This is a genomic window from Paenibacillus vandeheii (assembly GCF_030433635.1).
Lineage (GTDB): Bacteria > Bacillota > Bacilli > Paenibacillales > Paenibacillaceae > Paenibacillus > Paenibacillus vandeheii.
Genome location: NZ_JAROCD010000013.1, coordinates 165,733 through 189,055 on the forward strand (window position 1 = coordinate 165,733; position 23,323 = coordinate 189,055).

The following is a 23,323-nucleotide window of genomic DNA, read 5'->3' on the forward strand; positions in this document are numbered from 1 at the left end:
TATAATCATTCTGATGATGGAGTAAAATCGCATTCCTGTAGCGGTACGACTTTTGTTTTCTTAACAAATTTATAACCCAGCCATAATACCAAGAACAATGGAACGCTCAAGTATGCGACGAGGGCTCCGCTCCAATCGATCTGATCGCCCGTGAACGCCTGATAGTTCTGTCCAACAATGACGATGATACATAATACAAAAGCAAAGATCGGCCCAAATGGGAACCAGCGTGCACGGTAGGGCAGATTGTTCAAATCCCGTCCTTGAGCCACATAAGCACGGCGGAAGCGATAATGGCTGATGGCAATGCCAAGCCAGGTGATAAAGCCACACATACCGGATGCATTAAGCAGCCAGGTGTATACAATGCCATCACCGAAAAGGGAGGCTAGAAAAGCAAGCATACCCACCGCTGTGGTCAAGAGCAGGGCATTCATTGGAATGCCCTTTTTGTTCAACCGACCGAGGAAGCGAGGTGCTTTGCCATCTCGAGCAAGAGCATACAGGACACGACTTGAAGCATACATGCCCGAATTCCCGGCTGACAGTACAGAGGTCAGAATAACGGCATTCATGACAGAAGCGGCAATCGCCAGACCTGCTTTTTCAAAGACAAGGGTAAACGGACTGACTCCGATGTTGTTCAGATCACCTTTGAGCAGATCCGGATGTGTGTAAGGAATGATTAGACTGATGACAGTAATCGCCAGAATGTAGAAGATCAAAATGCGCCAGAACACTTGCCGAATAGCACGAGGGACATTTTTACGCGGATTTTCGCTTTCACCGGCTGCGACGCCAATGAGCTCTGTTCCCTGGAAAGAGAACCCGGCGGCCATAAATACACCGAGAACCGCGAAGAATCCGCCATGGAATGGTGCGTCACCTACTGTGAAATTGCTGAATCCAACCGCTTCTCCCCCAATAATGCCGAAGATCATGAGCACACCAACGGTAAGGAAGATGATGACGGTAGCGACTTTGATAATGGCGAACCAGTATTCCGACTCTCCATATCCTTTGACGGATAACACATTCAGGGCAAAGATTAATACGAGAAACAACAGACTCCACAGCATGGATGAACTGTCAGGGAACCAGTATTTGATGAGTACGGTTGCCGCAGCGAGTTCTGCCGCAATGGTGACTGCCCAGTTGTACCAGAAGTTCCAGCCCATGGCGAACCCAAGGGCCGGATCGACGAAGCGGGCCGCATACGTATTGAATGAACCGGAGTCAGGCATGAAGGTAGCCAGTTCTCCGAGACTGGTCATTAGAAAGAAAACCATGATGCCGACGGCAGCGTAAGCAATCAGTGCACCGCCGGGACCTGCATTGGATATGGCGGTTCCACTTGCGAGGAACAGCCCTGTACCAATGGAGCCACCGAGTGCAATCATGGTCATATGCCGTGCGCGTAGTCCTTTTTTCAGGGTGGGCCCTGTTGTGGTTTGGTTGTTGCGATCTTGCATGGAAACACTCCTTCTTTCAGCGTACTAATGGGTTCAGAACAATGGCAAATAACACAAAAGACCGCAGGCATTAGCCTGCGGTCTTTATATCAATTGTCCGCACCTCGTCCCGAATGTTTAAGATAGCTCAACACAGAAGAAATCATACCCTCCGAGAAAGGTATCATTCATCTGTGACAGTTCTGCACCTTTCGGCAACAGCCCCAGCCGCGCTGGACAACGTAAGGAACGTCCTGCGGGCTTCGGCGGGTGCACCTTTCGGCTGAATTCATAAGCGGCTCCTTAGCGCCTCCTTCAGCGTACTGATCGCACCCGCGACCTCTACCTCATCATCATGGATGAGGTGTATCTATTGTCTATGAAGTTATAAATCACAGAACGTAACGCTCCATGTTCTGTTTGGTAAACAGACAATTAGTATAACCCCCATGGTATTCCAGTGCAATAACAATTGTTGGATATGAATCCAAAGGACTATTCCGACGTTTTGTTACGCCCGGCCATCTGCTGCCATACCGTTCCTGCTGCCTGTTCCCCGGATTCGATCCGTTCCAGTGCCATTTTGGCTTGCAGGCTAACTTCAAACTCAGGGTCATCTGCTGCCTTCCGCAGTGCTTGCTCTGCTTCCTCGGTCCCCACTTCGTACAGGAAGCGGGCTGCACGCCAGCGTACAAGCTTGCTTTTATCAGTTAACGTAGCTGTCATGGCTACCGTTGCTGCGGGATCACCGATGTCGGAGAGGGTATCTCCGGCAGTCCGGCGTACAGCAGGCGAACTATCCTGTAAAGCTTCGTACAGCAGTTCCATCGCTTCCGGTGTACGGATGTCACCGAGATATACGACAGCCAGTCGACGTATCTGCATTTTACTGTCATGGAGTGCATGGGCTACAAGTGGCAGTCGTTCTGCTGTAGGCTCCATACCATCAAATGCTGCATAACGTACATTCCAGTCCTCACTATTTAGAGCCTCTTCAAGCTCGGCCCCATCCAGCTGGCGGCGACGTTCCACGAACTCTTCCGCATTGGTGCCGTGTTCAATGGCTTGTTGGATCACTCGTTCCAGACGTTCTGGCGGATATGCTGCTTCCAGCTCCTGTTCAACTTCTCTTGCAATTTCAGGCAATTCCCCGTAGCGAACGCCATAATCACTCAGTTTCCGTTCCTTGATCAGCGTTGCACTGGCGACTTCAGTAACCGCTTTGACGAACCGATCCGAGAGCGAGATCCGCTCTTCCTTCGCGCCGGCTTTGACCCGAATTTGCATCGGCACGCCTCTGAAGAATTGAACGAACACCTGTGCTTCACCGAAGTGTTCACCAGAGGCATCTTCAGATTCAATCCAATCCAGATCAATTCCCTGCTGCCCCAGACGACTTTGAACTTCGCCAAGAATGACGGACCAGTCCGCATTTCCCTTGCGGTCGAGCGCTACGAAGTCAGTCGTATGGAATACACTTTTTACTCCGGGAATATGTAGCATCTGGCGAATAAACGCCGGAGCAGACCGTTCGTTATCCAGTGTATATGTTCTGCGAACCCCGTCCTCCAGACGTTCATCCAGATGCAGCATCATTGTATTGGGACTGGGTGTTGGTTCAATGGAAACAATATTCATCGGTTCATAACCTCCTGTACCGGATTCATACTTAAAGTTCCCGCAATAGGCACGGGCATATCCCTATTTTACATGAATTGCTGCAAACTGCGAAATGGGTAATGAACCTTACAGCGTTTGTGAAGATGTACGAAGATAGTTAACACTTCTTTTATGTGCGAACACGAACATTTTTAAATGAAGATTGGCACAATAAGACAAGAGAATGAACTGGAGGTAATCGCTATGGAACCCATTACCGTACTTTCGGACGGAAGTCGTGGTATTGATTATGATCATATTATTGCATTGTTGAATGAATGGATACCAGACGAGAAGAGGGAGTCAGCAGTTAACACCGAAAAGAATGAGGAAAGCATGGTCGGGTCGAAATGGGGGATAGCACGTTATTGTATTGTGGATTATGAGGACGCCGGGCAAGCCGTTTCAGCAGCGAATGCCATTCGAGCATTTGTGCCTCAGATTCCTTTACTGGTGATTACAGATTTTCAATCCCTGATTCGCAAGCGCCATTTGCAGCTTATCTCGGGTACTGGCCTGATGAAGTTAATTCTCTGGCAAGAGAAAGAACCGGAAAGGCTGATCATGGAAATCCAGCAGTGGCTGCATTCTTTTGCTTACAAAACAAAAACAGCCCTGCCCTCACCCCAGTCGATGAGACGATGACAGAGAGAGGACCTGAGCCGTTATGTAATTTCGACGTGTACTAAATGACGTATTTATATCCCGTTCCCCAAACCGTCTTGATGTATCGTGGATTTTTGGGGTCGGGCTCAATTTTTTTACGCAGGCTGGAGATGTGCACATCGATTGTACGGTCGAGATATGCCCGCTCTGAGCCCTTAATTCGATCCATAAGTTCATTGCGGGTAAATACCTTGCCGGGATTCCGGTACAATTCCTTCATAATCTCAAACTCGATATGCGTAACCTCGATTTCATGACCATCCACAAACAAGGTTCGTCTGTACTCATTTACACTGACATGTCCAGCGACTTCAGCAGGCTTGTCCTCTTTTACCGGTTTGTTCGGGTAGGCGATTGCCGATCTGCGGAGTAAAGCCTTCATGCGGGCATCCAGCTCTTTCAGACTAAAGGGCTTACATAGAAAATCATCCGCACCATTATGCAATGCTCGGAGCCGATCATTCAGCATGGTGCTTGCGGAGATCATGAGTATGGGTACAGTGGAGTGCTGACGAAACGCATCAACCAGATCATTGCCGTCCGTTTCAGGCAGCATCAAGTCAGTTACTACAATATCAGGCTGGAATCGTGGAAAAAGTTGAAGTGCTTCGCGTGCATGATGAACCCGTTCAGTTATGTAACCCTCCTCCTCAAGAAAGAAAGCAATCATGTCGGCCAGATTTTTCTCATCTTCTATAAGAAGTACTTTAATAGACATTGAGGTCACACTCCTGATGAAATGAATTTGTTAAGAAATTTCTAGAAAATTGTCGTAATTTTGTGTGGGAATACTGCAAATTTTTTAATGTTTCTATTCCAGAATATAGGATGCATATGTAGAGAATTTGATAGAGTTCGAGCCAAACCTCAGTATTTCACCATGAATGTAGCCTATTTGCCGATCATTCAAAATTTCCCAAAGCTACATGGAGAGGTAATTACAGTATAATGTATCAGACCGATGAAAGGTAAAAAAGTCGATTTTACGAGCTTTATTTTACGGGAGGAACCAACGTTGTTGTTGAATGCAAACATAGAAATCAGTCATGAGGGCAACTGCCTATGGACTACATAAAGGCTAGCAAGGTGTTAGATTGGGTGATAATCAAACTCCGTATTCCGTGGCTGGGCACTGCCATACTTATTAGCCTTGGGACGCTGGGAACGATATTTCCCTTAACTTTATTTTATGGTGTACAGCTAATGTTCGGCATAGCAGCAGCTTTTATTGCCCTGCGCTTACATGGGGCTATTTACGGATTCATTACCTATATAGGGATCAGCTCTTTGGGTGTGTTATGCACAGAATTGGTCCCTAACAGCCTGTTTATGATCGGAGCTCATTTCATCGAATTGATCTGGATGCTGGTGTGGCAGATACGCTCGAAAAATGGAAGCATCATAAAAGCCAACGCCGTATTTTGGGTTGTGATGTTACTGCCAGTGATTTTTTACGGATATTTCATCATGGGCATCAGTCTTGACGAATTAAAGTATGGCTATATGCATGTTGCTGTAATCAGCATGGTTAACGCGCTGATTGCAGGCATAGTGGTGGACTTCTGGATTATAAATGGTGAACTGAAGTCGAAACGAACAGGAACCATTCCGCTCACGAGAATTGCTTTTAAATACGTTGTAGCCTTTGTAGTCGTTGTTTCCCTTATCCTGTTGTCCGCGGATAGTCGCAGACAATTGGGGCAAATAAATGATACCATCATGCTGAATCTGAAACATGCTGCCAATGCAGTTATCAAGGATTTGAATGAACAATATTTAACCAATGAGAACATGCAGCAGACCATGGAGCGGTATCATCATCTGCTGGACGTAAACGTCATTATTCTGGATTCCAATGATAGGGTCATTGCTTCAGGGCTGGATACACTTCGGGTAGGAGAACATCTGGATTTCAATAAATATCGTTTTCTGAATCCAGGGGAGAATAGCATTTTATTTCGCTCTGGTGATGCTTATTACAGTGATGTGCTTACTCACTGGAAAGAGGCTTCGTTCATGTACGAAGCAGATATGACTACAAGTACAGCATACCGAGTATTCGTTGAGACCAGTTCAGCCCATTATTATACACGGATCGAGTCGATTTATCTGACCACACTTCAATCGTTGTTTATCATTTTCGTGGTTTCCATGATTGTAGCCGCACCGCTCAGTCGAAAAGTGGTAAGTCCATTGAAGCGCCTTACACGCATGACTGGGTCTCTGCCAAGGCTGTTATTTCGTAATGGCAAAATGGAGTGGCCGACCAGTCATGTAACAGAAGTACAGATTTTGATTGGCAATCTGCGCAAAATGGCCGATGTGCTCCTTGAACAATTCGAACAGATTCGCCAGGACAAGCACACCCTGGAGGATAGAGTCAGAGAACGAACGAAAGAGCTGAAGAATAGTGAGGAGATCAAACGAGCGATTATTGATTCATCCATCGATGCCATTATTGCTGTGGATTCGAACGGGCTGATTATCGAGTTTAATCCCGAAGCTGAAAGAATGTTTGGACTGAAACGGGAAGAAGTGATATTCGAGAAGGAAGCCATATCCCTATTCCAGGGAGCGAGCTATATGGAAATCAAAAAAATGCTGGAAAGATTTGAGTTTATTTTGGGTAAACGGCATGTCATTGTGGAAGAGATTTCAGGCATCCGCCGGGATGGTTCAGTTTTTCCGATTGAGTACAAAATTGTAGAAATTCAGTTGGGCAATAACGAAACGCTGTATAACTTGTTTATCAAGGATATTACCGAGCGGACAAGAGCTGAGGAAGAACGTGTACGTCATGCGCTGGCCTTGGAGAAACTGAATGCTGAACTGTTTCACGAAAAAGTTGCCATTCAGGAGCAGCGGGACATTAGCGAGCATTTCATTGAATCCGTGCGGGAAGGTCTGGTCATGTCTGATCGGTCTGGCACCATCACGATAGTGAACAGAAGAATTGAAGAAATGTTTGGCCTCGGAGATTTTTCAGGCAGGTCCATTGAGGATCTAGCCAATGCGATTGACACCATGGTGTTAACCCCCGATTTCAATTTGATGGAGCAGACGCGTGCATTTCTGGATGGAGAACAGGCTTTTGTTGAAACTGAATTTATATTCAATGATGTGGAAAAAAGTGTATTTTCCCTATACATGAAGCAAGTGGATGTTCCCGGTAAAAACCATGGATTTCTGCTGGTGTTCCGCGATCGTACGGAGGAAGAACGTCTGAACCGGATGAAAAACGAACTGATCAGTGTGGTCTCGCATGAGCTTCGTACCCCTGTAGCGACCATTATGGGCTATGTGGAACTAATGATGATGTACGATCTTCCTGCTTCACAGCGTCAGGAGTTCATGGAAACCATATCCTCGGAAGGTTCGCGGCTGAGTAGTCTGCTGGATGATGTACTTGATATTCAACGTTTGGACAATGAAGGCATGACCTACCACAAGACCTATGTACCTTTGCTTGAACTGGTTGAGGGTGTTGCTGAGCAATGGAATATGCAATCCATTCAGCGCATCTATGTGCATGCATTTAATGGAGATTTTTTTGCTTATGCCGACCAGAACCGTATGGTTCAGGTGCTCCATAATTTGATTGGTAACGCGGTCAAGTACTCGCCTGGAGCAGACCGAATTGATATTACGCTGTGGGAAGAAAAAGAATGGTTATGCATCGATGTACGTGATTATGGCATAGGTATTCCAGAGAACGTGCAGGACCTACTGTTTACGAAGTTTTATCGTGTGGACAATTCGGATCATCGCCAGATTGGCGGGACGGGACTGGGGCTTTACATTTCGCGCAAATTTGTAGAGGATCACCAGGGTACGCTAACCTTTATATCCGCGCCGCTCAAAGGAAGTACGTTCAAGGTTCGATTGCCCAAGCAAGACGAACTCGTGTAAGGCAAGAGAAAGTCTTTATCGGAAAGGATGCCTTCATCCTGAAATCGATAAGGGCTTTTTTGTTTTTCAAAATTTCCCGGATAAAAAAACAACTTCTTTTGCAAACTGTCTATAGAGCCAATAATTTGCATTCCATGCAAAAGGAGGACGGCAGGTCTATGTTCCGTAAACAAGAGAAAACCCTTATTATCGTCTGCTTGGTCGCAGCTGTGATTGTGCTATATGCCGTTGTCAAAAGTATTATCCGGATCATGAGTTATTGAGGCATATCGTCATCCAGACGGTATGAAGTCGTACATAATGATTATGTGAAAGAGGAGTGTAACCCCCATGTCATCCCTGGACCCTGTTCTGCTCAGCCGGATGCTTACCGGTCTTACCCTGTTTGTGCACATCATTTTTGCCTCCATCGGTGTAGGTGTTCCACTCATGATTGCCTTGGCTGAATGGCGCGGATTGCGCACCAATGATATCCATTACACCTTGCTGGCGCGCAGATGGGCGCGTGGTTTTGTCATTACCGTTGCCGTGGGTGTGGTTACAGGCACCTCCATCGGTTTGCAGCTCAGCCTGCTGTGGCCGATGTTTATGCGAGTAGCGGGGCAGGCGATTGCCTTGCCACTGTTTATGGAGACGTTCGCCTTTTTTGTGGAGGCGATCTTTCTGGGCATTTACCTTTACACATGGGACCGTTTCAAAAAGAAATATACGCATATGCTGCTGCTTATTCCGGTGGCGTTGGGTTCCTCCGCCTCTGCGATATTCATCACAACGGTAAATTCTTTTATGAACCAGCCTCAGGGGTTTACCCTGATTAATGGCATCATGAAGGATATCCATCCGATTGCCGCGATGCTGAATCCGGCTACCCCAACGAAGGTATCTCATGTGCTTGCCTCTTCGTATACCTTAAGTGCGGGGGTTCTCGCAGGTATCGCCGCGTTCAGTCTGCTGCGGGGTCGGAACCATGTCTATTATAAAAAAGCACTTAAACTCACAACGGTATGTGCGCTCGTATTTGCGGTCAGCACGGTCATGATCGGAGATTCTTCCGGTAAATTTCTGGCGAAATACCAACCGGAGAAGCTGGCCGCCGCGGAGTGGCATTTCAAAACAATGACGAAGGCGCCGCTGGTCTACGGGGGCATTCTTGACGAGAACAATGAAGTGAAATACGCCATTGAGATTCCCTATGCACTCAGCATATTGGCGGGAAACAGACCCGACACGGAAGTGAAAGGGCTGGAAGAATTCCCGGCCGATCTCAGGCCGCCGTTGTCCATTCACTATATGTTTGACCTGAAAGTGACGACCGGCGTGATCATTCTGCTGATCCCGGTGCTCTATGTAATCCGTCGCTGGCTGCCGGGGCGCAAGCCTTATCCCAAATGGCTGCTGCTCGGCATCGTCCTGCTTGGGCCGCTGGCCATGATTGCCATTGAACTGGGCTGGATGTTTGCCGAGGTCGGCAGGCAGCCCTGGATATTGCGCGGTTACATGAAGGTGTCGGAAGCCGCAACAACGTCAACCTCCGTGGGGTTGATGCTGATTCTGTTTATTCTGCTGTACCTGATCCTTTGCTTCTCCGCAATTCGGGTACTCAGCAAGCTGTTCCGTAACAAGGAAGCAGAGAAGGAACTGGAGTCTCTCGGCCTGGAAGGAGGGATCGTGCATTGAGTTTTGAAATTGCAGGCATCGCGATCTTGTGGACGTTTCTGTTTGGATATCTGATCGTGGCTTCAATTGATTTTGGAGCCGGATTTTTCAGCTTTTACAGCATATTAAGCGGACACGAGAACAAAATTCATAACATTATTCAGCGCTATCTCTCTCCCGTGTGGGAAGTGACGAATGTGTTTCTGATCTTTTTTGTTGTCGGTCTGGTCGGATTTTATCCGGATAGCGCCTTTTATTACGGGACAGCGCTGCTTGTTCCAGGTTCATTGGCGATTGTGCTGCTTGCCATCCGGGGCGTGTACTACGCCTATAATACCTACGGGAACCATGGGCAGAACAGCCGGATCTACATGGCATTGTACGGAGCAACGGGATTGCTGATTCCGGCGGTATTTTCCACTATTTTGGCGATTTCTGAAGGTGGAATTATTGAGCAGGTGGGTGATCAGGTATTTTTTCGCTGGCGTGAGTTTCTGACGAATCCGTATACCTGGTCTGTTGTATTGCTTGCTTTGGTAAGCGTGCTGTATATCTCTGCGATGTTTCTTTCCTACTACGCCAAGCGGGCGGAGGATGAGACTGCGTTTGAAGTCCTGCGGGAATATGCGCTCCTATGGAGTCTGCCTACGATCTTTGCCAGCTTTCTGGCATTTTTGCAGATTAACAAACAGAATCCCGCACACTTTGAGCAGATGTTGAATATCTCTTGGATGTTCATCGCATCTTTTATCTGTTTTGTGATCGCCGTCTCGCTGGTATGGAAACGTAAATATCTGGGCTGGTGCTTTATCGCCGTCATGCTGCAGTTTGCCTTTGCCTGGTACGGCTATGGGCGCTCACATCTTCCATACATTCTGTATCCGTACATTAATATTTACGACAGCTTTACGAACAAGACGATGGGTATTGCGCTTATTACGGCGTTCAGCCTTGGACTGCTGGTGCTCATTCCTTCACTCGTGCTCATTATGAAGCTGTTTCTGTTTGATGCCAATTATGTGCGCGGTAATGCTGGTAAAAAGAAAGGATGAGTCCGTTCATGCTTCCCAACATGCTGTTCATGATGCTTCCTAGGTTGCTTCTCAGCTCTGACGCGGGAGTGACGGGGATTCCCGGTATAACGGGGTTGAGTTTTTTTGAGACCTTTACGATTATGTACGCCCCACCACTGATCATTGTGGCTGCAATTGCGTTTTTGTTCATCTATTTGGCGAAATACAAAAATCCAAGGGATTGATCCGTTGGTACGTACTTTCCAATTCGGGGTAATCTTTTGTTAAGATACAGAGGAGGGGAGGAGGGCCCTTTCATGCCAAAAATCCGTTATAACAACATTGATAATGTAAGTACGGACAAAACGCTGAAGGAATTCAAGCAATGGAGGGAGCAGCGGCGCAGCAAAGTTAAGGATTATTCCTACACCGTGCCCAAGCACCCACCTGAACTGGATTATCTGCATGCCAACCAGGCTGAAACCACGATTACCTGGATTGGACATTCCACATTTTTTATTCAATATCATGGACTAAACATCGTGACAGACCCAGTCTGGGCCGAAAAAATGGGATTTCAGCGCAGACTCGGTGCTCCTGGCATTCCGATTCACGATATTCCGCCACTGGATATTATTTTGATCTCACATTCCCACTATGATCATTTGCATCTCGCATCGCTGCGGAAATTGGTCACGGCCAAGACGCTGCTCATCGTTCCTGATGGACTGAAGCGTAAAATGGTGCGCAAAGGATTCCATCGGTGTCATGAGATGAAATGGTGGGAACATATTACGCTTGGCGGAGTCAAAATAACCTTTGTACCTGCGCAGCACTGGACGCGCCGAACCTTATTTGATACCAACACGTCCCATTGGGGCGGTTATGTATTGGAACAGAATCATCCCGCAGTTGTCCCGTCTGAAGAGACTGCTGCGATGAGCCAAGACCGTGCTCATGAAAATTCCCGAGCAGTTGGAACGGATGATCCATCAGAAGCATCAGCATCAGCTGCTAATCCTCCCGGCGGCCCGCCTGTTATTTATTTTGTGGGGGATACAGGATACTTTCAGGGATTCAAAACCATTGGTGAACGCTTCGACATCGGTATCACCCTGATGCCAATCGGCGCATACGAACCAGAATGGTTCATGACATCCCAGCATGTGACGCCGGAAGAAGCGCTGCAGGGCTTTGTAGAAACAGGCTCCCAGCTTATGGTCCCCATGCATTATGGAACGTTTAAGCTGGCGGATGATACACCCAAGGAAGCAATCGATCGAATGGAAGCGGAACGAGAACGACTAGGAATCAACCCAGAGCGCATTCGGGTGCTGGGGCATGGCGAGACACTCCGCATCCGGCACGAAGAAAGTAAACAAGACTAACAAAAGTGAGCTAGATATGCTAATGTAAGGGTATACCCGCATGAACGGTACATTTACCAAATCTTTAGCGATTAAAAAGCGGCCAATTTTCGAATTTGCCGCTTTTTTGTGTTATAATATGGTGCCAGAATAGGCTACGGGATATTGAATCCATGATTGAATTAGTTGCTATTCATGCAGTATGCAGAATATTAAATAAAGGATGGTATGCTTAATGATTAGTACAAGCGGCATCACGCTCCGCTACGGAAAACGTGCACTTTTTGAAGATGTGAATATCAAGTTCACGCCAGGCAACTGTTACGGTTTGATCGGCGCCAACGGAGCCGGCAAATCAACATTCTTGAAAATTTTGTCCGGTGAAATTGAATCGAACTCGGGAGAGGTGCACATCACCCCGGGCGAACGCATGGCCGTTTTGAAGCAAAACCACTTTGAATATGATGAGTTTCCAGTGCTCGAAACGGTAATTATGGGCCACAGCCGTCTCTATTCCATCATGAAGGAGAAGGACGCATTGTATGCCAAAGCGGACTTTACAGAAGAAGATGGATTGCGCGCAGGTGAGCTTGAAGGTGAGTTTGCTGAGTTGAACGGCTGGGATGCTGAGCCGGATGCAGCGGCACTCCTGATCGGTCTGGGTATCGAACGTGACATGCATGAGAAGAAAATGGTTGATCTGAGCGGTAACGAAAAAGTTCGTGTCCTGCTGGCACAAGCATTGTTTGGTCGTCCAAACAACCTGCTGCTCGATGAGCCTACCAACCACTTGGATCTCGAATCCATTCAATGGCTGGAGAACTTCCTCATGGATTATGAAGGTACTGTTATTGTGGTATCCCATGACCGTCACTTCCTGAACAAAGTATGTACACACATTGCCGATATCGACTTTGGTAAAATTCAACTGTACGTAGGTAACTACGATTTCTGGTATGAATCCAGTCAATTGGCTCTTGCTTTGCAGCGTGATGCCAACAAGAAAAAAGAAGAGAAGATTAAAGAGCTGCAAGCCTTTATTCAACGTTTCTCTGCGAATGCTTCCAAATCGAAGCAAGCGACTTCACGGAAGAAACAGCTCGACAAAATCACGTTGGATGACCTTCGTCCATCGAACCGGAAATACCCGTTCATCAACTTCAAGCCGGAGCGTGAAGCGGGTAAACAATTGTTGACCGTTGACCGTATCAGCAAAACGATTGATGGTGTGAACATGCTGAATGATCTCAGCTTTGTCGTGAATAAAGGGGATAAAATCGCCTTTGTTGGCCCGAATGGTAATGCCAAATCGTTGTTGTTTGATATCCTTATGGGTGAAACAGAAGCGGATAGTGGCGAATACACTTGGGGGATTACGACTACCCAGGCTTATTTCCCGAAAGACAACTCCAAGTATTTTGACGGAGTAGATATGAGTCTCGTAGATTGGCTGCGTCAATATTCCAAGGATCAGGATGAAACGTACCTGCGTGGATTCTTGGGTCGTATGCTGTTCTCAGGCGAGGAATCCCTGAAGAAAGCAAGTGTACTCTCCGGGGGCGAGAAAGTCCGCTGTATGCTGGCAAAAATGATGCAAACGGGCGCCAATGCTCTGATTCTGGATGAGCCAACGAACCACTTGGATCTCGAATCCATTACGGCACTGAATAACGGTATGATTGATTTTGACGGCACCATGCTGTTTACATCGCATGACCATCAGTTCATTCAAACCATTGCTAACCGGATTATCGAAATCACGCCAAATGGCGTCATTGACCGTCAAATGAGCTATGATGAGTATCTGGAAAGTGACGAAATTAAAGAATTGCGTAACAAAATGTATCCAGTAGAAGCTTAAGATAAGCTAATCTGTTTACATTGTGTATAGTGAACTAAAAGAACCGCAAGCTCTCCAATGGAGGCTTGCGGTTCTTTTTTTGGTCATACAGGGAGATCCTGTAACCTTAGAAACATCTCATACAAGAGCTTCTTACGGTCTATGACCCGCCAGTACGGCGGCGTTGGTTGTTAGGCTTTTTGTTGTTCTGGCTCTTCATTGCTTTGGGGCCGCCTTCAAAATAGGCACTGGATTGGTTACCCGTGTTTGCCTGTTCTTTCTTCTGCGCCAGTTTTTGGCGTATGGCATCCTGCAAACTGACTTTTTTCGGTTCAGTATTATCGCTCATCGTTATTCCCTCCCGGTCTTACAGTAAGCCGTCCAAATTGGACGGGATGTACTCATTTTATACGTTTTACAAAAGCCCCACAAGGGCAACCTGATAAAATGCTGAAATCCTTCACTTTTTTGACTGGACCAACATTTTTTCTCTTCGTCTACAGCCCTGCGGTCTGGCAACTTTGTTTCGGCTCCCCTACAGCAATGCAGCTTGGCAACACTGTTTCTATAGACCCACACAGGATGCATTTGGTAACATGGAACAACCGTAATACGAAACGTTAAAGGAGTGTCGCCCGGTTTGAACGCCTATGAAGAAATACGCAAAGGAGAGCGCGGGGCTTGGGTCAGTATTGTGGCCTATCTGGTCTTGTCTGCTTTTAAGTTGATCTGCGGATATTTATTTGCTTCCAGTGCTTTGCTGGCAGATGGTTTCAATAACCTTACAGATATTGTTGCGTCTGTTGCTGTATTGATCGGACTTCGCATATCCCAGAAGCCGCCTGATTCCGATCATGCCTATGGTCACTTTAGAGCGGAAACGGTCGCTGCCCTAATTGCTTCATTTATTATGGCCATGGTTGGCCTGCAGGTATTGGTTGAAGCGGTTCGTTCCTGGTATGAAGGGAACTTTGTTGCACCGAACCTGTGGTCAGCAGCGGTTGCGGTTGCCTGTGCGCTGGTGATGCTGGGCGTATATCGTTACAATCATCGTCTTGCCAAACAAATTAACAGTCAGGCCCTGATGGCTGCAGCCAAAGATAATCGATCGGATGCTTGGGTTAGCATCGGGGCTGCAATCGGAATCATCGGTGCACAATTCGGTCTTCCTTGGTTGGACAAAGTAGCTGCAATTGCTGTAGGTCTGTTGATCTGTAAGACAGCATGGGAGATCTTCCGGGATTCAACACATCGTCTGACAGACGGATTTGATCAGAAAGACCTGACCGATCTAAGATCATCTGTGGCTCGGGTGCCTGGTGTAGAGATGATCAAGGACGTCAAGGCACGTGTGCATGGTAGTCATGTATTGGTGGATGTGGTTATTGAGGTGGATGGAGGACTGAGCCTGATCGAGGGTCATCAGATCTGTGACCGGGTCGAAGAGCGATTGAAACGTTCGCATAATATTATGCATGTACATGTACATGTGGAGCCTAAGATGAAAGAAGGAACCACGGGAAGCCCTTGAGACCGGGAGAGACAAACCCGAAATAAACGCTTTTAAAATGAAAAGAGGACAGCCGCTGCCTGAGCGCTGTCCTCTTTACTTATCTTTACTTATCGTTAGAACGATTATACGATACTATTGAATAGCAACGTGGATCCAAGCTTTGCCTTTCCACGTATATACTTGTACCCACTGACCGCCGTCGAATCCATCTACAACTTCACCTGTTGTATCGATGATTTGGGAACCCAGTGCACCGATCGGCTTGCCATTAGGTGTGTCATAGAACCATGTGCGCTCCAACAGGTTGAGCAGCATCGTAGGGACCAGAACCTCATCTCCTGCTTTCACAACAGGTTCATCAAACATTTTGTCGTCCGTTGTTGGAGTTGTAGTTTCAGTAGTGGTTGAAGTACCCTCTGTACCCGTTGTGTCCTCTGTTGTGCCAGTTACAGTCTCAGCTGTGCCTTCTACAGTGTCTACAGCAGGTTTGTTCACTTCAACCGCAGGCGTTGTTGTGGTTGCCTGTGTTCCTGTTTCTGGAGTTACCGTCCCGGTAACCGCTTCCTCAGCACCTGCGGCAGCAGCCATGGAACCCATCAAAGTCAGAGCAGCGGCAAAACTTACGATTTTTTTCATTTGTTTTTCCTCCTCGGTTAGGTATGTAGTTTGTTGTCCTGTGTTAAAAGTAACCAAGCGAGCTCACTTGTGAAACACAAATTATAACAATATTTTCTTGGTTTCTCCAGTGTCAACTGGAGCATAAGTGGGTATAAGGAGAGCCTGTATATATCATACCAGTGGGAGAAAACCGGGTTGACTACGTCATAATGGTTCTGTTTTTTTTATGATCTAATCGGGGAGACGGGGTGGAATAGACGAGAAGGGAGCGTAATACATAATAGAGATAAGTCGTAATTTGCTTTGGGCATCATTGTTGCTAAAAAGATGCTATGAACGCACAAAAGCCTACCGGCTTTTGCAAGCGCGATAGGCTTTTGTATGTATCGTGTGCTGTTCATAAGGGGGGAAGCCCCATTCATCGCATTCGGCTGCGTCCCGTAATCAGGGAGATGACGAACAGTACAACAAAGATGAAGAAGAGTACTTTGGCAATAGAAGCAGCTGCTTCAACAATACCGAAGAATCCGAAAATACCTGCAACAAGAGCAATAATTAGAAATAGTACCGACCATTTCAACATGGGTATCATCCTTTCGTTTATAGAACTTGGTAGCGAGAAGTGTTCGTCTCACTGCCGTGTGTAGTTGTTCTTTAACCGAGGCCTTTCGGGTTGAAACATTGTGATATTTTACCAGGTTGTGCTGATTTCACAGTTCATCTTCTATTTGTTTCGCCTCGGAATTGGTCGGGTAACTAAGCAATAACAAAACCGATTTATACTGGAAAGTGAGGTTCTTTTATGATCTATCAAATTAGTGTGGCTTTAATTGCAATTGCATTTGCAGTACTTGTATTCTTTTTAATTCGTACCTTGAAGTCCGCTCAGGGTTCACTCGACAATGTGTCACAGACACTTCAGGAAGTTCAAAAGACCATTGATGAGCTTAGTTATGAAGTAAAACAGACGGTAAGGCATGCCAATGATATTACAGTTGATGTGCAGCACAAAATGAAACAAATTGATCCTGTTATGGAATCTGTACAAAATTTGGGAGAAGTGCTGAACGAAGTGACGGAAGCTGCTAAGCAGGTATCATCCACGCTGATGGCCAAGTTTCAGACGAAACGCAGCAGCAGTGAACAGAGCAAACGATCAGAAGTAGCGAATGTAGTACAGACGCCGCCTGCTACACCAACAGATCGGACAATTCAATCCTATGAAGCTACATATCGTGATGATGCCAAGGGCGCAAAAAGCTGGCTGAAATATGTGGATGTAGCCGCTAATGTATGGCAACGTATGCGGAAATAGCATGACCGTTTTGTAATCAAAGAAGTCTTTAGAGCGGTGATGAACCTGAAGAAAGGGTGAGAATCATGATGAAACTACTGCTTGTTATGTTTAGCGTAATTTCTCCCTTTTCCGTTCAACCGGCAGCGGTACCCGCTGCTCATGATATGCAATGGACGGTAGCGAAAGAGGAGACACCAGAGATAGTTCTGGCTGCTGATCGTTCCGGACCTGTCCAGCATTTTCGGACTCTGAATGACATTTCTCTGGATGACAGCATCGATGATATTTTAGCCAGTAAAGGTCAACCGGTTCATAAGGAACATGATCCCTATCTGGGTTGTCCGGAGTATGAATTCAAAGATGTAACTGTTGGACTCTGCGAAGATACAGGAGTGGTCAATTATGTGCATATTGATGCTTCCGAGAAACGTCTGAAGCTTAATCAAGAGTGGATTGATATGGATATTGAGGACATTCGGGATGCTTTGGGCAAGCCGTATTATGTAGCAGAGGATGGAGAAGTATTCCTTCGTGGAAGCCAGGCGTTGAAAGTGTATATGAAGCCAGGCTCCAATCAGATTGAAGGAATAGATCTCTTTGATGAATCAGCTTCCTAGGATTAGTTAATCCAGAAACGTTTCAGCCCGATATCATATGGTTATATATTAAGTAGCTCGATAAAGAAGATCAATCAGAGGAGAGTGGAAACGATGAATTCAACCAATGCGCAAGCTTATGCAAAAGTGGTAGAAAACGGAGTCCAAGCGGTAGAAGCGGTGAAAGAATTGCAGATTACCGGATACCTTGCTGATCATATCTTCGTTCTGGCCCATGAAAAGGATCGTACAGATCGGATTGCCGATACGGCCGACGCCAATGAGATTGGTATTAAGGAAGAAGGCGTATTTGATTCCATGGCGAATCTGTTCCGCTCCCGTGGCGATGAACTCCGGGCCAAAATTGTTTCGATGGGCTTCACCGAAGCTGAGGCAGATTTTTATGAGAGTGAACTCGATAAAGGCAAAGTGCTTGTGATTGCCAAAAAGAAAGAATAGCATAGCCGATACAAACGTAAGCTGGAGCCTTCTGACAAGGGACAAGCTTCAGAATCGAGTATTTTGCTTGAATCAAAGGAGCTTTTCATTTGATGATGCAAAATGCTTAACCAAAAACATAGATAAGGAATGGGGATATCCCCATTCCTTATCTATGTTTTTGCAAGTTTGGAAGCGGGATCAGAACGCAGCAAAAACAGGGTGACAAGCGGGGGAATTCTCCTACGATGGTGCCATTTACTGATAGAAGTTTTTTGATAATACGATTATAGTTAGACTAGGAATTATTATGTCTACCGCTGTCTTGAACGCGAAATTTGTATAATTAAGGTTGTTAGCGGACCTGATAAGAATCGACAAACCCGGACGCCACAGATAAGGAGATAGAAATGAGAATACTTATTGTTGACGACAATCCGACGAATGTCATTATCATTCGAGAAATTCTGAAAAAAGAAAACTATCGTGACATTGTAACGGCAAGTTCTGCCATGGAGATGTTTGAAGTTCTAGGGATTGGGGAGGAAAACAATGAACTTCGTCCCAAACCGTCGGATATTGACCTGATTTTGCTAGATATGATGATGCCGGAGATGGATGGAATCGAAGCCTGCAGCATTGTGCAGAAATTTGAGAATCTCAAGGATATACCTATTATTATGGTTACTGCGATCGGAGATTCTAAGAAATTGGCCGAGGCGCTGGATGCAGGGGCCTCCGATTACGTGACCAAACCAATCAATAAAGTGGAACTGATGGCCAGAATCCGTCTTGCGCTTCGTCTGAAGCAAGAGAAGGACTGGCATAAAGAGCGGGATCAGCGAATTCAAGATGAGCTGAAACTTGCGGCGATGGTACAGAATGCCGTGTTAAGCCCTGCTATTGAAGATCCGCTATTTCACGTTAATGCCATTTATAAACCTTCGTTTGAACTCGCGGGTGATTTGTATTCTTGGTATCCGCTTGGTGAAGGCAGATATGGAGTTCTGCTGCTGGATATGATGGGGCATGGGATATCTTCATCACTATTTACGATGTTTATTGCTTCCGTGCTGAAAGACACCGTTACAACGTATGTAGACCCGGAGAAGGTCATTCAGGAGCTGAATCGTCGCTTTAATCAGCTGCATCTGGAAAAACAGCTGGTGCAGTACTATTTTACAGCGATCTATCTGGTCGTAGATACCCGAATGAAGCGGATTGACTACGTGAATGCAGGCCATCCACCAGCACTCTTTTTCCGTCATGATGGAAGTGTGACCACGTTTGACAGCGTCTGCTGTCCTGTCGGTTTGTTCGACAAGATGGACATTGAACCACAGACGATTCACTATGAAGGTGACGGGCACATTGCGCTGTATACGGATGGATTAACCGAAGCCGTTCAGGGCGACCAGGAAATGCAGCAAGCATTTCTGAAGGAACAACTGGCGGGCTCCCACCAATGGGATGAAGCGGCCATGCAGGCATTATTCTTCGATGATGAAATTCCGCAAGAGCGGGATGATGATAAATGTTTGGTCTGGATTACCTTAAATAAAGGGGGCGAAGCTGAATGAAAATCAGAAATAAACTGCTGATCGGCTTTACCGCTCTGATGGCCATCTTGATCGTGCTTACGTTTGTGAGCTACGAACGGCTGAACAGCAGCAATAAACAGGTTGACCAAATGTACCAGGAGCGATATTTAAAGGTCAGATACACCTCATCCGTACGTGGAGAGGTTAATGATATCGCGAAAGTGCTGGCTAACTTGTTGCTTAACCCGAATAACTCAACCGGCACTGCAGAAAATGAGCTTAAGGAAATGCAGGAACGGGGAGAAGGTTACCTTAAGGAAGTTCGTGAACGGGCTGACAGTGCGTCGGAGCATCAACTGGTTGACCGTGTGAATGTGGCTTGGAATTCTTATAATTCTTATGCTGACAGACAGGTCAGCTTGATGTCTCAAGGACGTGCGGAAGATGGTAACAACTACAGGAATTCAACGGGTCTTGCTGTGCAAAAGGAAGCTGTGGACAGTCTAAATGCACTTTCCCGTTTCCAGGATCAGGAGATTGATAGCGAAATTAAGGCTGCTAACGCAGCATATACACGGGCAGTTCAGATTACAGTAGGCATCATGATTGCGGGGCTACTGCTTGCTCTCGGGGTTATTATGTGGGTACTGCCTAGTATTACGCGTGGTCTGAATACGGTGTCGATGATGATTACCAGTTTTGGTAAAGGTCGCTATCGAACCATTCGTCGTATACAGGTGAAGTCCACCGACGAGATTGGGCAGATTGCCAGTGTGTTCAAGGATGTCTCCAATGATTTGGAGGAGAAATTGGAAGTAGAGAAAGCTTATTTACAAGCACAGCAAGATCAGAACTGGATGAGTTCCAACATAGCCAGAGTTCCGGAATTGCTGCGAGGTATTGGCTCCATTCGCCAGATCTCACAGATGTTTATCAGTGAATTTACGCCTGTACTTGGAGCTCAACTGGGCGTTGTATATCTGATCGATGAAGAGAAGCATCCGGACGAACTGAGACGTTATGGTGCTTATGCGTTTGAAGAGAATGAAGATGTTGGCAAAGAGGTTTACCGGATCGGAGAGGGATTAATTGGACAAGCCGCATTGGATATGACTCCAATAATCATGGAAAAAACTCCGGAGGATTATGTGAACATTGGATCAGCAACGGGATCATCGCGTGCTTCGGGAGTGATGATTTATCCTGTCGTATTTGAAGATGAACTGATTGGTGTGGTCGAACTAGCTTCGTTTGAAGGGTTCACGAACCTGCATACACAGCTGTTCTCGCAGCTGATTATGAATCTGGGCGTCATTCTTAACAACGTTCGCCGCCGTTTGCGGGTGGAGGAACTGCTGCGCGAATCCCAGGCGCTTACGGAGGAATTACAGGTTCAATCTGAAGAACTTCAGACCCAGCAAGAAGAACTGCGCCGTTCCAATGAAAATCTGGAAGAGCAGACGGGGGCCCTCAAACGTTCGGAAGAGCTTCTTCAACGTCAACAGGAAGAATTGGAGCACTTCAATACCGAACTGATTGCCAAGACACGAGCATTGGAAGAACAAGTTCGTGAAGTGGAAGAGAAGAACGACGAGATTGAGAAAACGAAAACACAGCTTGAACAGCAAGCCATGCAATTGTCGATGACGAGCAAGTATAAATCCGAATTTTTGGCAAATATGTCGCATGAACTTCGTACGCCACTTAACAGTCTTTTGATTCTGTCCCAATTGTTATCGGAGAACAAGGATGGAAATCTGAGTGTTAAACAGCAGGAATATGCCCAAACGATCTATATGTCGGGTGCAGATCTGCTGAAAATGATTGATGAAATTTTGGATCTGTCCAAGGTGGATGCGGGCAAAATGGACATCAACTATGAGACGGTTCGCATGGATGAACTGACCAGCTTTGTTCAACAGAATTTCGGCCCAATGGCGAACAAAAAAGAACTCAGCCTGAACATTGAGTTCGACAGCAATTTGCCGGAATGGGTATATACCGACAGCCATCGCGTGAAGCAGATTTTGCGGAATCTGTTGTCGAATGCGTTCAAATTTACCAACCGGGGATCGGTAAGCCTGATTGGACGGAAGATGAAAATGGAAGAGCTTCCTGGATACCTGAATACGAATCAGGAATATGTAGGCTTTACCGTGAAGGATACCGGAATCGGAATTCCTTCGGACAAAACCGATTTGATCTTTGAAGCATTCCAGCAGGTGGATGGTACAACGAGCCGCAAATATGGCGGAACGGGCCTTGGACTGTCCATCAGTCGCGAACTTGCTCGCCTGCTTGGTGGTGCCATTCAGGTCGAATCATCCGAAGGTGTGGGCAGCAGCTTTACTCTGTACCTGCCGGATAATCACGAAGAAGAGATTCAGGTGGACGAAGCTATGACAGAAGCTGCTGCTTCTTCTGAGATCGAACAGTCTGCAAGAGAGACGTGGACGATGCGTTCAGGCAGACAGATGGTCCATACATCGGATCCGGATAGTAATTCGTTTATGAAAATGCCTCAACCCGACTCACCTGTACTTGCCCAACTGGAAGATGATCAGAAGAACCTGATGGAAGGCGACAAGATTCTCCTTATCATTGAGGATGATGTGAATTTTGCGCATATTTTGATGGATATGGCGAGAGGCAGAGGATTTAAGGCTATTGTGGCGCTTCAGGGAGACAAAGGACTCGAAATGGCCCGTCAATATTTGCCGGATGCGATAATCCTTGATATTCAGTTGCCTGTCATGGATGGCTGGGCAATTCTGGGCGAACTGAAAAGCAGCTCCGCGACACGCCATATCCCGGTCCATGTGATTTCGGTAATCGATGATATGAAACAAGGTTTGATGATGGGAGCCATAGCTTATCTGAAAAAACCTTCCAGTAAAGATTCGCTGGATAAAGCTTTCTCGCATATCGAATCCTATACAGAGAATCAATTGAAACGTCTATTGATTGTGGAAGATGATGAAATTCAGCGGAAAGCAATCATTGAACTGATCGGTCACGATGATGTTGCAATCACGGCAGTGTCCACCGGCAGTGAGGCCTTGAATGAATTGCACAGTCAACGCTATGACTGTATGGTGCTGGACTTGATGCTGACAGATATGACCGGATTTGAATTGCTTGATCAGATTCGGGATGATCAATATTTGAATGATCTGCCGATCATTATTTATACAGGTAAAGAGCTGGACAGTAAAGAAGAGATGAAGCTTCGCAAATATGCGGAGTCCATTATCATCAAGGACGTGAAATCACCTGAACGTCTGCTCGATGAGACGACCTTGTTCCTGCACCGGGTAGAAGCCAACCTGCCGGAAGACAAACGTCGAATTCTGCAGAAACTGCATAACAAGGAAACCTTGTTTGAAGGTAAGAAAATATTGCTTGTGGATGATGACATCCGTAATGTATTTGCCCTTTCAAGTGTGCTCGAAGGTTATCGGATGGATGTGACATTTGCAGAGAACGGCCGTGAAGCTCTGGAGATTCTGGATAAGAACCCGGAAATCGATCTGGTGCTAATGGACATGATGATGCCGGAAATGGATGGTTATGAGGCCATGACGCGGATCAGACAAATACCGAGATTCGAAAAATTGCCAATTATCGCCTTAACCGCAAAAGCGATGAAAGATGATCGTGGCAAGTGTATTGAGGCTGGAGCATCCGATTATGTGAAAAAACCGATCCAAACGGATCAATTGTTATCCTTAATGCGGGTATGGCTGTATTCGTAACCCA

At 46.4% G+C, this 23,323-nt stretch carries 19 protein-coding genes and 1 riboswitch; of the genes, 13 read left to right on the forward strand and 6 right to left on the reverse strand.

Annotated elements, in window-relative coordinates; translation table 11 throughout:
* Window positions 1–5: 5 nt before the first annotated feature.
* Together P5G61_RS24525 and P5G61_RS24530 are read right to left on the reverse strand one after the other, a co-directional pair.
* Complete coding sequence (locus P5G61_RS24525) at window positions 6–1,472, reverse strand: amino acid permease (RefSeq protein WP_301248830.1); 1,467 nt, start codon at window positions 1,470–1,472, stop codon at window positions 6–8.
* Between the two features lie 115 nt (window positions 1,473–1,587).
* Window positions 1,588–1,804: riboswitch (Lysine riboswitch) on the reverse strand.
* Between the two features lie 142 nt (window positions 1,805–1,946).
* A complete protein-coding gene (locus P5G61_RS24530) occupies window positions 1,947–3,089 on the reverse strand; it encodes a virulence factor (RefSeq protein WP_301248832.1) in 1,143 nt (380 codons plus the stop codon).
* 225 nt (window positions 3,090–3,314) lie between these two features.
* Between P5G61_RS24530 and P5G61_RS24535 the strand changes: the two genes are divergently transcribed.
* On the forward strand, window positions 3,315–3,755 hold the full coding sequence (locus P5G61_RS24535; protein ID WP_301248834.1) for a hypothetical protein: 441 nt from the start codon (window positions 3,315–3,317) through the stop codon (window positions 3,753–3,755).
* A 40-nt stretch (window positions 3,756–3,795) separates the two neighbouring features.
* On the opposite strand, the gene P5G61_RS24540 is transcribed toward P5G61_RS24535, so the two are convergent.
* Window positions 3,796–4,494, reverse strand: a complete 699-nt coding sequence (locus tag P5G61_RS24540) for a response regulator transcription factor (protein ID WP_301248835.1) — start codon at window positions 4,492–4,494, stop codon at window positions 3,796–3,798.
* Between the two features lie 380 nt (window positions 4,495–4,874).
* Between P5G61_RS24540 and P5G61_RS24545 the strand changes: the two genes are divergently transcribed.
* From P5G61_RS24545 to P5G61_RS24570, 6 genes are all read left to right on the forward strand, one after another.
* A complete protein-coding gene (locus P5G61_RS24545; RefSeq protein WP_301248836.1) occupies window positions 4,875–7,685 on the forward strand; it encodes an ATP-binding protein in 2,811 nt (936 codons plus the stop codon).
* 330 nt (window positions 7,686–8,015) lie between these two features.
* Window positions 8,016–9,362: a cytochrome ubiquinol oxidase subunit I gene (locus P5G61_RS24550; protein ID WP_301248837.1), complete on the forward strand. Its 1,347-nt coding sequence runs from the start codon at window positions 8,016–8,018 to the stop codon at window positions 9,360–9,362.
* Window positions 9,359–10,393 (forward strand): cytochrome d ubiquinol oxidase subunit II, encoded by a 1,035-nt coding sequence (locus tag P5G61_RS24555; protein WP_301248838.1) that lies wholly within the window; start codon window positions 9,359–9,361, stop codon window positions 10,391–10,393. The genes P5G61_RS24550 and P5G61_RS24555 overlap by 4 nt, the downstream gene beginning before the upstream one ends.
* A gap of 95 nt (window positions 10,394–10,488) precedes the next feature.
* Window positions 10,489–10,599 carry a cytochrome bd oxidase small subunit CydS family protein gene (cydS, locus tag P5G61_RS32105; RefSeq protein ID WP_435874288.1) on the forward strand — a complete coding sequence of 37 codons (111 nt, stop codon included), beginning with the start codon at window positions 10,489–10,491 and terminating at the stop codon, window positions 10,597–10,599.
* A 72-nt stretch (window positions 10,600–10,671) separates the two neighbouring features.
* Window positions 10,672–11,742 (forward strand): MBL fold metallo-hydrolase, encoded by a 1,071-nt coding sequence (locus P5G61_RS24565; protein ID WP_301248840.1) that lies wholly within the window; start codon window positions 10,672–10,674, stop codon window positions 11,740–11,742.
* A gap of 214 nt (window positions 11,743–11,956) precedes the next feature.
* Window positions 11,957–13,582: an ABC-F family ATP-binding cassette domain-containing protein gene (locus tag P5G61_RS24570; protein WP_079350066.1), complete on the forward strand. Its 1,626-nt coding sequence runs from the start codon at window positions 11,957–11,959 to the stop codon at window positions 13,580–13,582.
* 139 nt (window positions 13,583–13,721) lie between these two features.
* Here P5G61_RS24570 and P5G61_RS24575 read toward each other — a convergent pair whose 3' ends face one another.
* On the reverse strand, window positions 13,722–13,910 hold the full coding sequence (locus P5G61_RS24575) for a hypothetical protein (protein WP_024631370.1): 189 nt from the start codon (window positions 13,908–13,910) through the stop codon (window positions 13,722–13,724).
* 291 nt (window positions 13,911–14,201) lie between these two features.
* Between P5G61_RS24575 and P5G61_RS24580 the strand changes: the two genes are divergently transcribed.
* Window positions 14,202–15,092 (forward strand): cation diffusion facilitator family transporter, encoded by an 891-nt coding sequence (locus P5G61_RS24580; protein ID WP_079350065.1) that lies wholly within the window; start codon window positions 14,202–14,204, stop codon window positions 15,090–15,092.
* 114 nt (window positions 15,093–15,206) lie between these two features.
* Here the strand turns inward: P5G61_RS24580 and P5G61_RS24585 are convergent, their stop codons facing one another.
* A complete protein-coding gene (locus tag P5G61_RS24585) occupies window positions 15,207–15,710 on the reverse strand; it encodes a hypothetical protein (protein WP_024631368.1) in 504 nt (167 codons plus the stop codon).
* A 400-nt stretch (window positions 15,711–16,110) separates the two neighbouring features.
* A complete protein-coding gene (locus P5G61_RS24590; RefSeq protein ID WP_017692264.1) occupies window positions 16,111–16,275 on the reverse strand; it encodes a DUF1328 domain-containing protein in 165 nt (54 codons plus the stop codon).
* A 219-nt stretch (window positions 16,276–16,494) separates the two neighbouring features.
* Here P5G61_RS24590 and P5G61_RS24595 point away from each other — a divergent pair, with 219 nt between their 5' ends.
* From P5G61_RS24595 to P5G61_RS24615, 5 genes are all read left to right on the forward strand, one after another.
* Window positions 16,495–17,007 (forward strand): DUF948 domain-containing protein, encoded by a 513-nt coding sequence (locus P5G61_RS24595; protein ID WP_301248845.1) that lies wholly within the window; start codon window positions 16,495–16,497, stop codon window positions 17,005–17,007.
* A gap of 65 nt (window positions 17,008–17,072) precedes the next feature.
* Window positions 17,073–17,606, forward strand: a complete 534-nt coding sequence (locus tag P5G61_RS24600) for a hypothetical protein (RefSeq protein WP_301248847.1) — start codon at window positions 17,073–17,075, stop codon at window positions 17,604–17,606.
* Between the two features lie 93 nt (window positions 17,607–17,699).
* Window positions 17,700–18,044, forward strand: coding sequence for a YflT domain-containing protein (locus tag P5G61_RS24605; protein WP_301248848.1), 345 nt, complete (start codon window positions 17,700–17,702; stop codon window positions 18,042–18,044).
* Window positions 18,045–18,433: 389 nt separating this feature from the next.
* Complete coding sequence (locus P5G61_RS24610; RefSeq protein ID WP_024631364.1) at window positions 18,434–19,603, forward strand: PP2C family protein-serine/threonine phosphatase; 1,170 nt, start codon at window positions 18,434–18,436, stop codon at window positions 19,601–19,603.
* Window positions 19,600–23,319, forward strand: a complete 3,720-nt coding sequence (locus P5G61_RS24615) for a response regulator (protein ID WP_301248850.1) — start codon at window positions 19,600–19,602, stop codon at window positions 23,317–23,319. The genes P5G61_RS24610 and P5G61_RS24615 overlap by 4 nt, the downstream gene beginning before the upstream one ends.
* Window positions 23,320–23,323 lie beyond the last annotated feature (4 nt).